This window comes from Streptomyces sp. NPDC002490, assembly GCF_040296045.1.
In the GTDB taxonomy this organism is placed as follows: Bacteria; Actinomycetota; Actinomycetes; order Streptomycetales; family Streptomycetaceae; genus Streptomyces.
Genome location: NZ_JBEOWM010000021.1, coordinates 77,568 through 91,019 on the forward strand (window position 1 = coordinate 77,568; position 13,452 = coordinate 91,019).

Below are 13,452 nucleotides of genomic sequence, written 5' to 3' on the forward strand. Positions count from 1 at the left end.
TCATGGGCCAACGGGCCCGGGCCGGAATGTCAACTGGCTCTGGACACGCGTCAGATGACGTCCGATATCACGGAGAATCCCTCGGCTCCACATCCCGGCGAGGAGCGGAATCGATCCGGGGCCCCTCAGGTGGGGAGGTGGAAGGGAACGGTGGTGATGACGATCTTCGGCAGCCGGCGCAGGGCACGTCGCAGCCGGGTGGCGGTGCGACTGTGCAGGAACCGGTGGCGACGGCGGCGGGTGACCACCTCGGGGAGGAGCACGGTGAGCGTGAGGTCGGGGTGGAGGCGGTGCAGGGTCTCGATGTAGTGCACGAGGGGTGCCACCACGGCGCGGTACGGGGAGAGGACGATCTGGAGGGGCAGGTGATCGCCCCACAGCTCCCAGTAGGCGCGGAACCGCCGGGCCTCCTCGTCGGTGGTGCTGATGTGGACGGTCAGGACCGGCTGCGCCAGGGACGCCGCGTACGCGAGGGTGCGCATGGCGGCGAGGTCGAGGGTGGCGATCGCGACCACCGACAGGTGGTGCACCTCCTGCGGGATCTCCTCGGCCTCCAGGTCCTCGCGGGCGCCACCGCCGCGCACCGCCGGGGCGAGCGGTCCGGTGCCCGTGGCGGCCGGGATGTCGACGGCGTGCGGTCGCAGGCGGAGCGCCTCCCGGGCGACGGCGTAGTGCCGCTGGATACGGGTCGTCACCCACAGGAAGAGGGCGATCGCGATGAGCGCCACCCAGGCCCCGGAGGTGAACTTGCTGAGGCCCGCGGTCAACAGGACCAGCCCGGAGAGCACGGCCCCGGTGGCGTTGAAGACCAGACTCTTGCGCCAGTGCGCGTCCCGTCGACGCCACCAGTGGACGACCATCCCCGTCTGGGAGAGCGTGAACGCGAGGAACACCCCGACCGCGTAGAGCGGGATCAGGGCCCCGGTGCGGCCGTCGAAGGCGACGTACACCGCCGCCGCGGCCAGGGAGAGGAGCACGATGCTGTTGCTGTAGGCGAGGCGGTCGCCGAGCCGCAGGAAGACCTTGGGCGCGTAGTCGTCGCGGGCCAACAGGGAGAGCACCCGCGGGAAGTCGTTGTACGCGGTGTTGGCGGCCAGCAACAGCACCGCGGCGGTGGCCGCCTGGACGTACACGTAACCCCAGCCCTGCCCGAAGGCGAGGTGGGCGAGTTGGGACAGGACCGTCTCCTGCGCCCGGGGGACCACTCCGGCGAGGTGGCTCAGGACGACGATGCCGGCGAACATCGTGATCAGCAGCCCCACCATCCACGTCAGGGTGGTGCGGGCGTTGCGCCACTCCACCGGCCGGAAGGCCGGGACGGCGTTGGAGATGGCCTCGATGCCGGTCATGGCCGTCGCCCCGGAGGAGAACGCACGGGTGATCAGCAGCAGCCCGACCGCCTCGACGACCGGGACCCGGGGTGCGGGGGCCGCGGCGAAGCCGCCCCGGGCGGCGTCGACCAGGCCGAACGCGATCAGCGCGCCCATGGCGACGACGAACGCGTAGGTGGGGGCGGCGAAGAGGGCGCCCGCCTGGCGGATGCCGCGCAGGTTGCCGGCGAGGAGCACGAGGATCACCGCCACCCCCAGGGGAACCCTCCAGGGCGTCAGTCCCGGGAGCGCCGAGGTGATGGCGGCCACCCCCGAGGCGATCGACACGGCGACGGTGAGGACGTAGTCCGTCATCAACCCGGCTGCCGCGACCAGCCCGGGCACCGGCCCCAGGTTGTCGCCCGCCACGATGTAGGAACCGCCGCCGTGCGGATACGCCCGGATCGTCTGACGGTACGACAGGCCCACGGCCAGCATGAGCAACACGATCACCGCGGCGACCGGAAGGGAGTACCCGAGGCCCACCGTTCCGGCCAGCACCAGGACCGCCAGCATCGCCTCCGGCCCGTACGCCACCGAGGACAGGGCGTCCGCGGAGAGCACGGGCAGGGCCACCAGCTTGCGCATCCGCTCCGTCACGAAGGCCGAACTCGCCAGGGGAGCGCCCAGCAGGACGCGGCGGGCCCGGGACGCGGCCGGGGGAACCGGAGCCCCCTGCTCGACCGCGCTCCGTCCGTCCCCGGCGCGCGTGCGCAACGGGGGGAGCGGCACCAGCCGCCCGAACCACGCCGGCGCGGCCTCGGCCGTCACCGGGAAGCGGCCCACGTCGGGCTCCAGGGGCAGGGCCCGCCGCCACACCGCGGGCTGAGCCGAGACCCGCCCCCAGGCCCGTCCGACCCGGCGCAGCGCCCGCACCTGCTCCTCGTTCATGCCCGGCAGCACCGCCGCCGGACCCGGAGGTCCCGCCGTGTCGCCGCTCCGGCGACCGCGCCCGTCTGTCACACCGGACATCGTGGACGCGGACTCCGACCTGGTCCGTCAGCGACACCCGGGGACCGCCGATGCACGGGCCCGGCGCTTGTAGGCTCCCGGGATGGCATGCACGAGCATTCCGCACTGCTTCCTGTGACCGGAGGGCACTGAGGGCGACGCCGAACGGCATCGCCCTCCTCGGCGTGCCCGCGGCACGACCGGCCGCGCGATCCGCCCGAGCGGAGCGTCCGGTGCGGTCCCGCACGTGGGCACGGTCCCCTTCCCACCGCCCTGACCAGGAGTGCCGTGTTGCTTCGCCCTGCCCTCGAACTCTTCCTCGACGTGTTGCGCTGCCCCCTCTGCCGCACGTCCCGGCTCCACCCCGAACGCGGCGCGCTGCGCTGTCCCGCCGGCCACGGTTTCGACATCGGCCGCCACGGCTACGCCGCTCTGCTCGCCGGCACCCGTGCCACCAGTGGCGACGACGCGGCCATGGTCCGGGCCCGGAACCGGTTCCTGGCCGGGGGCGGGTACGCCCCCGTCCGCAGCGCCGTGGCCGCCCTGGCCGCAGAGCCCCGGCCGGAACGGGCCGCCGTCCTGGACGTGGGGTGCGGCACGGGCCACTACCTGGCCGGGGTGCTCGACCGGTTGCCCGACGCGCACGGCCTGGGTCTGGACACCTCGGCGCGTGCACTGCGTTCGGCGGCCCGGGCACACGGGCGGGCCGCCGCCGCGGCCTGGGACGTCTTCCGTCCCTTCCCCCTGGCCGACGAGGCGGTCGACGTGGTCCTGAACGTCTTCGCCCCGCGCAACCCGGCCGAGTTCCACCGGGTGCTCCGCCCCGCCGGAAGGCTGGTCGTCGTCCGCCCCACCCCGCGACACCTGGGCGAACTGCGCCGACGGCTGACGGCGATGCCCCGCGTCGACCCGGTCAAGGAGGACCGGCTGCACCGGGCGCTGGACCCGTCCTTCGAGGCCGTCGCGACCGTGCCGGTGGAGTACGTCCTGCCCCTCACCGAGGCCCTGGCCCTGGACCTGGTGGGGATGACGCCCGGCGCCCGCCACCTCGACCCGGCGGCGCCGGTGGACGGCCGCGCCCTGCCCCGGGAGGTCACCGTCTCCGTCCTGGCCACCGCCTACCGACCGCGGTGACCGGACACCGCGCACGGCGCCGGCGACCACGAAACGGCCGGCGATTCACCGTTCCCCCGACCGGTCGCCATTCCGCAATAAGGACTAGGACCAAGGTATCAGCGGCATTCGTGCATGATTCACGGAAACCTCCCGGTAATCTCGGCAGGAAAGTCGCCCCATTCGACGCGTTGAATTCCCTCGTTCCCCTCGGAACGTCTCTCCGCGCACCACTGCAACCGAATCGGCCGCAGCGCCCGCGCGTGAGGACGCACCGCCCGCGCAGAGAAGAGTGCCCCATGCCGTACGCCGATCACCCCCAGGGCTCCGTCCACTACGAGGTCGAAGGAAGCGGCCCGGGCCTGGCCCTCATCCACGGAGTCGGCGGCAGCGCCGAAGGAGCCTTCGGCACCGTCGTCGAGGCCCTCGCCCGGAAGCACACCGTGGTGCGCCCCAACCTCAGCGGAAGCGGGGAGACCACCGACGGAGGCGGTCCGCTGGTCCTCCAGCAGCTCGCCGAACAGGTGGCCGGCGCCCTGGAGGCCAGCACGGACGGACCGGCTGACGTGCTGGGATTCTCCCTGGGCGGAGCGGTGGCGGCGACCTTGGCGGCCACCCGGCCCGAGCTCGTCAACCGACTCGTCCTGGTCGGCTCCTGGGCGTACCCCGACCCCCGGCACCGGTTCTACTTCGAGACCTGGGCCAAGTTGCTGACCGCCGACGTCGACCTGTTCAGGCGGTTCACCACGCTGACCGGGTTCAGCCCGGCCACCGTGAACGGCTGGGGCGACGAGGGGCTGGCCGCCTCGCTTGAGAACCACGCCTGGCCCGAGCCCGGCATCGCGCGCCAGGTCGAGGTGGGCCTCCACAGCGACGTCCGCGACCTGCTGCCGAAGATCACCGCTCCGACCACGATCATCGGATTCGGCCAGGACGAAATGATTCCCGTCGAGGGTTCACGGCACCTGCACGCCGGAATTCCCGGCAGCAAGCTCATCGAACTGGAGAAGCAGGGCCACATGGACTGGATCGGGAATCCGGACGAGATGCTGGGACTGCTCCGCGACATCCTCGGCTGACCCGCGCCGACGGAAGTCAGCCCGTACCGGACGCTCCCGTGTCGCCGGCCAGTCGCGGCGCGGGGGCTTCCGGGCGGGCCGCCCGCGCGGGAGCCGGCCCCGTCCCGCGCCACGAGCGCACCACGGGGGGCGACACCGCACGCCACCAGGGGTCCACGGGGAGGTCCCCGGCCGGTTCGAAGGGCTCGCCCGGGCGGGGCAGGGCCACGGGCTGCGCCGCCTCCTCGGCCGCGTCCGCGGTCCACTCCCCCGGCTCCGCCCAGGCGTGCGGAGCCAGGTTGAAGGTTCCCCAGTGGATCGGCAACAGCACCCCGTGCGGCCGGCCGCCCTGGAGGTCCAGGTGGGCGCGCACGCCCTGGGACGGCAGCATGTGGATGTCCATCCAGAACTCGCTGTAGGCGCCGATCTGGATCATCGTCACGTCGAACGGACCGTGCGCCGCGCCGATCTCCCGGAACCCCTCGAAGTACCCGGTGTCACCACTGTGGTACGCACGGTGGCGGTCGCCCTCGACGACCCAGGAGGCCCAGAGGGTGTGCTGCCGGTTGCGCAGGCCGCGGCCGCAGAAGTGGCGGGCGGGGGTCGCGGTGAGGGTGAGGCCGCCGATCCGGGTGGACTCCGTCCAGTCCAGTTCGCGCAGCCGGTCCGGCCGCACGCCCCAGCGCTCCAGATGGGCGCCGACCCCGAGCGGCACCGCGAACACGGTGTCCGTGCCGGCCAGCGCCTTGATGGTGGGCATGTCCAGGTGGTCGTAGTGGTCGTGGGAGATGACGACGGCGTCGACCTCGCCCAGCGCGGCCAGCGGCAGCGGGAGGGGGTGCAGCCGCTTGGGGCCGGCGAAGGCGAACGGGGAGCAGCGCTCGCCCCAGACCGGGTCGAACAGCACCCGGTGCCCGTCGATCTCGGCGAGCACGCTGGAGTGTCCCATCCAGGTGATCCGCAGCCCGGACTCCGGAGGGCGGGAGAGTCGCGCGGCGGTGTCCCGGTGGACCGGGATCGGGCCGCGGGGGGCGCGCAGGACGCGCTGTTCCTTGTCGAAGTAGACCTTCGCGAAGCCCCTCGCGGATCCCGAGGGGCGCGTCCGGGTCTCCTCGGGATTGCGGAACGCCCCCCGTACGAAGTGCGGCGAGCGGTGGATCCGGGCCAGCCGCTCCCCCGACGGATCCGCGCCGAAGGCCGCGGGCCGCAGGGCGCGCAGTCCGGAACGCAGGGAACGCGCGGGGGGCGGTGGGGTCACGTGGTCTCCTCGGGCATGCGGTCGGCGTTCCCATTATGGGCGGGGCCCCGGTGCGTCCGGGAGGGTCGGCGCGTCGTGCCCGGCCGGCGTCTCCCCGCGGCCCGGGCCGGGGCCGCGCGGGCCGGGATGTCACATCCGGCGGGGCCCATCCGTCGTACGGGTGAGACAGCCTGCACCCCGTACGTCCGGAGGGCGATGACCATGACCCGCGTTTCGATGAATCCACCCCGTACCCCCTTCTACCGCGCCGTCGAGTGGTACGCGAAGCGGTCGTACGGTCGGGTGCTCGACCCGGTGCGGGCCGCGGGACACCATGCGGGGGTGTTGCGGGCCGTGTTGGGCTTCGAGCGGTCCGCCGCGAAGTGGAACCGGCTCGACCCGACGTTGAAGGCACTTGCGGAAATGGGGTCCGCGACCGTGATCGGCTGCTCGTGGTGCGTGGACTTCGGCTACTGGGAGAGCAGCCGCCGGGGCGTGCCCGCGGCCAAGCTGCGCGGGGTGCCGTCCTGGCGCACGAGCGAGGTGTTCACCGCCGTGGAGCGGGACGTCCTGGAGTACGCGGAGGCCATGACCGCGACTCCGCCCGCGGTGACGGACGGGTTGGCCGACCGGCTGCGGGACGGGTTGGGGGAAGCCGCCTTCGTGGAGCTGACCGCGGTGGTGGCGCTGGAGAACCTGCGGTCGCGCACGAATGCGGCGCTCGGATTGAGCAGTCAGGGGTTCAAGGACTCCTGTGAGGTCCCGCCCCCGCCGGGGTCCTGATCCGTGCCCGGGCCTCCGGGGTGTCGGAGGCCCGGGCAGGGCTCCCGCCGTTCGACGCGCAGCGGTTCCGGCGGGCGGCCCGGCGGTCCGTCTCGCGGGAGGGGCACGGGGGCTCCGGAATCCCGCCCGGACGGCTGATCAGGTCGCGTTGACAGGCCCCTGACGGGGTCCCGATACTGACCGGCACTTCAGTTCCTTCGGGGCCGGCCGGCCCGGGCCCTGCCTCCCTCTCGGGCTGTCGTGGGCCGTCGCGGTCCCCGTGATCCGCCCCAGCCCCAGGAGTGCGCGTGTGCAGTCTCCCGTCCCGGCCAGACCCCCTGATATCCCTCGTGTGGACCGACCACGTCACCTCTCGGCGGGGGTACTTCGTGGTGGACCGGTTAGTGCGCGGGGTGGCGAGCGGCGGCCTGCGGATGCGCCGGGGGTGCACCTCGGAGGAGGTCACGGCGCTGGCCCGGGGCATGACGGTGAAGGAGGCCCTGCGCTACGACCCGAAGGCGCGCTCCGTGCCCCTGGGCGGCGCGCAGGGCGGCATCGACTGCGATCCCCGGGATCCGGCGGCGTACGGGGTGCTGGTGCGGTTCCTGCGGGCGGTGCGCCCCTACGTCGAGCGGTGCTGGACGACCGGGGAGGACCTGGGCCTGAGCCAGGAGACCGTGGACCGGGCCAGCAACGAGGCGGGGCTGGTGTCGAGCGTGCAGGCGGTGTACCCGCTGTTGGACGACGCGGGCGGCGGACACGAGCGGCTGGCGGACGCGTGCGCGGTCGAGGTCGACGGGATCGGGCTGGCCGAGTTGGTGGGCGGTTGCGGAGTGGCCGAGGCGGTGCTCGCCGCACTGGACCACGGCCGGACGCCGTACGCGGGCACCCGGGTGGCCGTCCAGGGGTTCGGCACGATGGGCGGGGCGACGGCGCGCTTCCTGGCCCGGGCCGGATTGACGGTGGTCGCGGTCTGCGACGACCGGGGAGCCCTGGTCAATCCGTCCGGCTTGGACGTGGAGGCGTTGCTCGCGGCGCGCGACGGCTTCGGGACCGTGGACCGGTCGGCGCTGCGGGAGGGCGATCGGGAGATGCCCGGCGGTGACGCCTGGCTCTCCGTCGATGCGGACGTCCTGGTTCCGGCCGCGCTCTCCCACGTCATCGACGGGACCAATCAGCACCGGGTGACGGCGCGGTGGATCGTCGAGGCCGCGAACATGCCCGTGCTTCCGGCGGCCGAGTCGTTGATGGCGGGGCGCGGGATCGCCGTCCTGCCGGACGTGGTGGCCAACTCGGCGACCCACGCGTGGTGGTGGTGGACCCTCTCCGGCGACCTCGCGGCGGAGCCGGAGGCGGTGTTCGCCCGGGTCCGCACCTCGGTGCGCGAGTCGATCGGGCGGGTGCTGGCCCGGGCGGAGGCCGACGGCACGAGTGCCCGGGCCGCCGCGCACGCCCTGGCCGGCGAGAACCTGGCGGAGATCACGGAACGGTTCGGGGCGTACGACTGAGCCTCGGGCGTGACGACGACCCCGGCCGGGGCCCGCGGGCCCCGGCCGGTCCGCCGGGTGCGTCATGAACACATAAGGTTGGGGGGTGGCGAGAGTGCGGTTGAGCGTCGGCGAGCGGCGCGAGGAGTTGGTGCTGGCCGCCATCGAGCAGATCGAGGCGCGGGGCGTGGCGGCCGTGCGGATCGCCGACGTGGCCGCGGCCCTCGGGGTGAGCAATGCGCTCGTCCTCTACCACTTCGCCTCCAAGGAGAAGCTGGTCGCTGCCGCGTTCACGCACGCGGCCGAGGCCGATCTGGCGCGGCTGCGCGCCTCGCTGGCCCGTCGGACGAGCGCGGTGCGGCGGCTGCGGGCGGCCGTGCGGTGGTACGCGCCCACCGGTCAGGCCAAGGGGTGGCGGCTGTGGATCGAGGGGTGGGCGGTCTCCCTGCGGGAGCCCGCGCTCCGCGCGGTGACGCGGGACCTCGACCGGCAGTGGAAGTCCGCGATCGCCGAGGTGATCGCGGAGGGCGTCGCCGCCGGGGAGTTCGTCTGTGCGGACCCCCGGGCGACGGCCCTGCGCCTGACCGCGCTGCTGGACGGGCTGGCGGTCCAGGCAGCGGTCTACACGGGTAGTGTCTCCCGGGCCCGCCTCCAGCAGTGGGTGGACGAGGCACTGGCCAAGGAGCTGGGGCTCACGGCCGGGGAGTTGGCGGCCATCCCGCGCCGTTCCCGGGCCTGACCGCCGGGCTGACGGGCCACTGGTCAGGTCTCGCGCAGTGGTGCGTACTCCGCGGCGGTGAGGCCGAAGGTCCAGGCCACGCCCTCGCGGGCGGTCGTGGTGCTCGGCGGCACCCGGAGCCAGTAGGTGCGGCTGGTGCCGTCGGGTTCGGGCGTGGAGTTGACCACCTCGACCATCACCACGTCCTCGTCGCCGGCCAGGGGAATCGACCAGAGCCGGCCCGTCCCGTCGCGGTGCAGCGGCACCGCGCCGGACTCGGCGAGGTAGCGCTCGTAGCCGAAGTGCTCCAGCATCACCCGACGGAGCTCCGCGTTCTCCTCCTTCCTGATGCGCTCCGGGGTGAGTCCGGCGAGTTCGTCCAGGAACGCGCCCGGTACGGGCATGCCGCGCCAGGAGTGCAGGGCGAAGCCGTCCGGGTAGGCGACGGCCGGGCCGTCGGCGCGGTCGAGGCGGCCGGCCTCGTCGCGGTGGAGCACCAGGGGGCGTTCGCACACCACGGCGACCTTCTCGTACGGCCACCACCACCCGGCCGCGCGGGCGACGGCGGCGATGCCGCCCAGCGGGCCCTCGGTGTCGAAGGCGCAGAGCCAGGCGGCGTCGTGCTGCCCGAGCACCGCGTCGAGGAGCAGCAGCCGCAGCTCGCCCTCCTTGCGCACCCGTTCGGCGCGGCGGGCCGGGGCGTCCGGTGCCGTCTCCCGTCGGCCGGCGGGGCCGGTCGGGGCGGCCTCCTCGATCAGGCCCTGGCGCAGGCGTCGGACCAACAGGTCGGCGGACTCCCCCAACTGTCCGCCGGTGGTGGCCCAGTGCGCGGACCAGCCGAGCGGCCCGAGCGCGTCGAGCAGGCGGGCGCGTTCGGCGGCCCAGGGCACGTTGCGGACCGTGTCGCGCACGCAGGGCCCGGGTTCGCCGCCGAGGGCGTCGGCACCCCGGGCGATCAGGTGCACGGCGTGGTGGGGCGAGTCCGCCCACACGATCCGCTCCGGCTCGGCGAGCCCGGCGTTGCGGTAGGCGAGGCGCACCCCGGCCTCGGCGGACGGCCGGTCGGCGGCTCCCGTCGCCGAGGCCGTGGCCCGCCACCGCGCGACGCGTTCCAGCACGTCCCCGCCCGTTCCGTCCGTTGCCGCCTCGGCCACCTGCGCTGTCATGTTCCGCCGCCCGCTTCCTGGTGTTCGGTTCTGTTCTCGGGTTCTCGGGTTCTCGTGGTCTCGTGGTGCCGGTGGTGCCGGTGGTGCCGGTGGTGCCGGTGGTGCCGGGTGGTTCAGTCCGCGACGATGCGCACGGCGTCCGGTGCGTACTCCCGCTGCCTGACCACGCGGTACCAGCCCTTGGGCAGCGGGATCGCCGCGTGCTCCTCGTGCACCACCCGACCCCCGTCGGGGAGGTGCAGCAGGAACGGCCCGAGCGGCCCCGGTTCCCGGACCAACCGGCCCGGCCCCACGACGGCGTGGGCGTGGCCGGTGACCTCGCCGAGCGCCAGGATCAGCCGGCCCCGCGCGTCCCTCGGCTCCCCCGCCGCCTCGCGGGCGTTCGTCGGCACGGCCTCCGGCCGCACCGGTACGACGAGCACGTCTCCCTGCCGGTACATGGCTCTCCCCTCCGTTCCGCCGCCCGGTGCGACGACCCGGTTCCGACCGTAGGGGCGGGGTCTGACAACGGGGTCCGACCGGCCGTCCGGTCCGCTTCGCCGACCCCGTCAGCACGTCCTGTCAGTGGGACTTGGTACAACTTCAGGCACATCGGGCCCGAGGCCCTCGACCCGTCGTCCGGATTCCCTCCAGGAGCAGCGCATGATCTCGTCCTACCAGGAAACGCACTTCGGTCTGCCGGTCTTCGACTTCCCCCGGAAGGGCGAGGACGTTCCGGCGGTGTACCCGGAGGCCGGGTCGGTGACCTGGCGCGTCGCGGTCGCCTCGTACGACAACGAGGAGACCTGGGCGGAGGCGTTCGAGCGGTTCCGCGCGGCCGTCGACCTGCGCGGGGTGGTCGCCCTGATCGTGGGCGCGTGGGAGGAGCCGTACGACACCAGCCCGCGGTCCGTCATAGACGCGCTGGTGAGGGCCGGGGAGGAGCTCACGGAGCTGCGCTCGCTGTTCCTGGGCGAGATGTCCTCGGAGGAGTGCGAGATCTCCTGGATCACCCACACCTCCGTGAACCCGCTGCTGGAGGCCTTCCCCCGGTTGCGGGAGCTCACCGTCCGCGGCGCTTCCGGGCTGGAGTTCGCCCCGGTGCGGCACGAGGGCCTGGTCAGGCTGAGGTTGGAGGCCGGCGGCCTGCCCCGGGAGGTGGTCCAGGGGGTCGCCGGCAGCGACCTCCCCTCCTTGGAGGAGCTCGACCTGTGGCTCGGCACCTCGGAGTACGGCGGGGACGGCACGGTGGCGGACGTCGCGCCGATCCTGTCCGGGGCCCGACTGCCGGCGTTGCGGCACCTGGCCCTGCGCAACAGCGAGATCCAGGACGAGATCGCCGCGGCCACGGCCACCGCACCGGTCGTCGCCCAGCTCCGGGTCCTCGACCTGTCGATGGGGGTGCTCACCGACGAGGGCGCCGCGGCGCTGCTGTCCGGGCAGCCGTTGACCCACCTCGCCACCCTGGACCTGCACCACAACTACCTCGGCGAGGAGATGCGGGAGCGGGTGCGCCGGGCCCTGGGGCCGGCCGGGGTGACGGTGGACGTGGACCAGGACGACGCCGAGGAGTACGACCAGGGCGACGGCGACGTCTGGCGCTACGTGGCGGTGTCGGAGTAGCCGTGCGCGTCGAGTCCCCCCGTTTCGTGGTGGTCGGGAACCCCGACAACCGGCGCACCGCGTTCTTCCAGGACGCCGTGCGCGCCGCCGGGCTGCCCCCGGCTCGGGTGCTGCCCTGGCGTCAGGTGCTCCGCGGCGCCACCGCCTTCGAGCCCGGGGAGACGGTGCGCATCGACTCCCCGGGGGAGGACGCCGAGGTGGAGCAGGTGCTGCGCGGCACGGACGATCCCGCACGCGTGGAGGGGACGGCGCGGTGGTACGAACGGTTCACCCGGTCCGTCCGGGAGGTGGCGGCCGAGGCCCGGGCGGCCGGCTGCCGGCTCCTGGACGACCCGGCGGAACTCGCCGAGCTGTTCGACAAGCGGCGGTGCCATGCGGTGCTGGACCGGGCGGGGGTGCCCGTGCCGGCCTCGCCGACCTCCGACGGTCGTGCCCCGGTGCGGGGCTGGGAGGACCTGCGGACCCTGATGCGGGAGCACCGGATGCCCCGGGTGTTCGTGAAGCTCGCGCACGGTTCGTCCGCGTCGGGGGTGGTGGCGGTGGAGACCGCGGGCCCCGGTCGGGTCCGGGCGGTCACCTCCGTCGAGGGCACTCCCGAAGGGTTGTTCAACTCGCTGCGGGTGCGCCGGTACGGCACGGAACGCCAGGTGGGGGCGTTGGTGGATGCCCTCGCTCCGGACGGTCTGCACGTGGAGCGGTGGTTGCCGAAGGCGTCGTTCGGGGACCGGGCGGTGGACCTGCGGGTGGTGGTGGTCGCCGGTCGGGCCACCCATGCCGTGGTGCGCACCAGCCGTTCGCCGATGACCAATCTGCACCTCGGGGGCGAGCGGGGGGACCTGGCGCGGGTGCGGGAGGCCGTGGCCGGGGCGGGGGGCGACTGGCGGGACCTGCTGGCGGTCTGCGAGCGGGCCGCCGCCTGCTTCCCCCGCACCCTGTGCGTGGGCGTGGACCTGCTGCCCGCGGTGGGCTGGCGCCGGTTCGCGGTCGGCGAGGTCAACGCCTTCGGCGACCTGCTGCCGGGCCTGACGGGGCTCGCGGGCAGCGGCGCGGAGGGCTGGGACACCTACCGTGCCCAGGTCGCCGCCGTGGGGGGCACCCGCGCCTCGACCGCCGTCCCCGCACCGAGCGCGTACCCGGAAGGACCCTGAGGTGAAGAACCCGGACATGAACGAGGTGGTCGGACGGGACGACCTGCTCCTCGTCACCCTGGACACCCTGCGCCACGACGTGGCCGCCGAGCTCGCCGCGGCGGGCCGGCTGCCGAACCTGGCCGCCCACCTGCCGGGCGGGAGGTGGGAGCGACGGCACGCACCGGGCAGCTTCACCTACGCCTCGCACCAGGCCATGTTCGCCGGCTTCCTGCCCACTCCGGCGGCGCCCGGTCGGCATCCCCGGCTGTTCGCGGCCCGGTTCGCGGGCAGCGAGACGACCGAGCGGGGCACGTTCGTGTACGACGCCCCGGACCTGGTCGCGGGTCTGGCCGGGGCGGGCTACCGCACGGTGTGCATCGGTGGGGTCGGGTTCTTCAACAAGCGGGGTGCCCTGGGGGACGTGTTGCCCGGGATGTTCCAGGAGAGCCACTGGGAGCCCGCGTTCGGGGTCGCCTCCCCGACCTCGTTCGAGGCCCAGGTCGCCCGGGCGGAGGAGGTGGTGGCCAAACTGCCCGCAGGGCAGAGGCTGTTCCTGTTCCTGAACGTGTCGGCGCTGCACCAGCCCAACTGGTTCCACCTGCCGGGCGCGACCCGGGAGGCGGGCGACGACCGGGGCACCCACGCCGCCGCGCTGGAGTACGTCGACCGGCACGTCGGCCGGCTGTTCGCCGCGATGAGCAGCCGCCGCCGGTGCTTCGCGATCGTCTGCTCGGACCACGGCACGGCGTACGGCGAGGACGGTTACACGGGTCACCGCCTCGGTCACGACGTCGTCTGGACCGTTCCCTACGCCCACTTCTTCCTACCGCCGTCGTCCCCGGCCGACGCGCCGTGAGT

Annotated in this window: 12 protein-coding genes; 8 read left to right on the plus strand and 4 right to left on the minus strand. The window is 74.0% G+C overall.

The genetic code is table 11. The features are described from left to right. Nucleotides 1-125: 125 nt before the first annotated feature. Nucleotides 126-2,261 carry an APC family permease gene (locus tag ABT092_RS15895; protein ID WP_351244093.1) on the minus strand — a complete coding sequence of 712 codons (2,136 nt, stop codon included), beginning with the start codon at nt 2,259-2,261 and terminating at the stop codon, nt 126-128. Between the two features lie 348 nt (nt 2,262-2,609). On the opposite strand from ABT092_RS15895, the gene ABT092_RS15900 reads away from it, so the two are divergent. Then, nucleotides 2,610-3,455, plus strand: a complete 846-nt coding sequence (locus tag ABT092_RS15900; RefSeq protein ID WP_351244095.1) for a methyltransferase domain-containing protein — start codon at nt 2,610-2,612, stop codon at nt 3,453-3,455. Between the two features lie 278 nt (nt 3,456-3,733). Next, nucleotides 3,734-4,513, plus strand: coding sequence for an alpha/beta fold hydrolase (locus tag ABT092_RS15905; protein WP_351244097.1), 780 nt, complete (start codon nt 3,734-3,736; stop codon nt 4,511-4,513). A gap of 16 nt (nt 4,514-4,529) precedes the next feature. Here the strand turns inward: ABT092_RS15905 and ABT092_RS15910 are convergent, their stop codons facing one another. Further along, complete coding sequence (locus ABT092_RS15910; RefSeq protein WP_351244099.1) at nt 4,530-5,750, minus strand: MBL fold metallo-hydrolase; 1,221 nt, start codon at nt 5,748-5,750, stop codon at nt 4,530-4,532. Nucleotides 5,751-5,966: 216 nt separating this feature from the next. Between ABT092_RS15910 and ABT092_RS15915 the strand changes: the two genes are divergently transcribed. From ABT092_RS15915 to ABT092_RS15925, 3 genes are all read left to right on the plus strand, one after another. Beyond that, nucleotides 5,967-6,512, plus strand: a complete 546-nt coding sequence (locus ABT092_RS15915; RefSeq protein ID WP_351244101.1) for a carboxymuconolactone decarboxylase family protein — start codon at nt 5,967-5,969, stop codon at nt 6,510-6,512. A 329-nt stretch (nt 6,513-6,841) separates the two neighbouring features. Next, entirely contained in the window at nt 6,842-7,999 is a 1,158-nt protein-coding gene (locus ABT092_RS15920; protein WP_351244103.1) for a Glu/Leu/Phe/Val dehydrogenase dimerization domain-containing protein, read from the plus strand. Between the two features lie 85 nt (nt 8,000-8,084). Beyond that, complete coding sequence (locus ABT092_RS15925; RefSeq protein ID WP_351244105.1) at nt 8,085-8,717, plus strand: TetR family transcriptional regulator C-terminal domain-containing protein; 633 nt, start codon at nt 8,085-8,087, stop codon at nt 8,715-8,717. A gap of 23 nt (nt 8,718-8,740) precedes the next feature. Here ABT092_RS15925 and ABT092_RS15930 read toward each other — a convergent pair whose 3' ends face one another. Both ABT092_RS15930 and ABT092_RS15935 read right to left on the minus strand, forming a co-directional pair. Further along, nucleotides 8,741-9,811 carry a DUF6745 domain-containing protein gene (locus ABT092_RS15930; RefSeq protein ID WP_351244158.1) on the minus strand — a complete coding sequence of 357 codons (1,071 nt, stop codon included), beginning with the start codon at nt 9,809-9,811 and terminating at the stop codon, nt 8,741-8,743. A 164-nt stretch (nt 9,812-9,975) separates the two neighbouring features. Continuing rightward, nucleotides 9,976-10,302, minus strand: a complete 327-nt coding sequence (locus ABT092_RS15935; protein WP_351244107.1) for a DUF8820 family protein — start codon at nt 10,300-10,302, stop codon at nt 9,976-9,978. 202 nt (nt 10,303-10,504) lie between these two features. Here ABT092_RS15935 and ABT092_RS15940 point away from each other — a divergent pair, with 202 nt between their 5' ends. From ABT092_RS15940 to ABT092_RS15950, 3 genes are read left to right on the plus strand one after another with little or no spacing between them, the layout of a single operon-like run. Beyond that, the gene (locus ABT092_RS15940; RefSeq protein WP_351244109.1) at nt 10,505-11,464 is read left to right on the plus strand and encodes an STM4015 family protein; all 960 of its coding nucleotides are present in this window, start codon (nt 10,505-10,507) and stop codon (nt 11,462-11,464) included. Nucleotides 11,465-11,466: 2 nt separating this feature from the next. Continuing rightward, nucleotides 11,467-12,612, plus strand: coding sequence for an STM4014 family protein (locus ABT092_RS15945; protein ID WP_351244111.1), 1,146 nt, complete (start codon nt 11,467-11,469; stop codon nt 12,610-12,612). Between the two features lie 16 nt (nt 12,613-12,628). Next, a complete protein-coding gene (locus ABT092_RS15950; RefSeq protein WP_351244159.1) occupies nt 12,629-13,450 on the plus strand; it encodes an STM4013/SEN3800 family hydrolase in 822 nt (273 codons plus the stop codon). The last annotated feature ends 2 nt before the right edge of the window (nt 13,451-13,452 follow it).

Bases quoted from the DNA above. Each gene is read 5' to 3' on its own strand.
- ABT092_RS15895 (WP_351244093.1), bottom strand. From the start codon at position 2,261: ATGAACGAGGAGCAGGTGCGGGCGCTGCGCCGGGTCGGACGGGCCTGG.
- ABT092_RS15905 (WP_351244097.1), top strand. From the start codon at position 3,734: ATGCCGTACGCCGATCACCCCCAGGGCTCCGTCCACTACGAGGTCGAA.
- ABT092_RS15915 (WP_351244101.1), top strand. From the start codon at position 5,967: ATGAATCCACCCCGTACCCCCTTCTACCGCGCCGTCGAGTGGTACGCG.
- ABT092_RS15935 (WP_351244107.1), bottom strand. From the start codon at position 10,302: ATGTACCGGCAGGGAGACGTGCTCGTCGTACCGGTGCGGCCGGAGGCC.
- ABT092_RS15940 (WP_351244109.1), top strand. From the start codon at position 10,505: ATGATCTCGTCCTACCAGGAAACGCACTTCGGTCTGCCGGTCTTCGAC.
- ABT092_RS15950 (WP_351244159.1), top strand. From the start codon at position 12,629: ATGAACGAGGTGGTCGGACGGGACGACCTGCTCCTCGTCACCCTGGAC.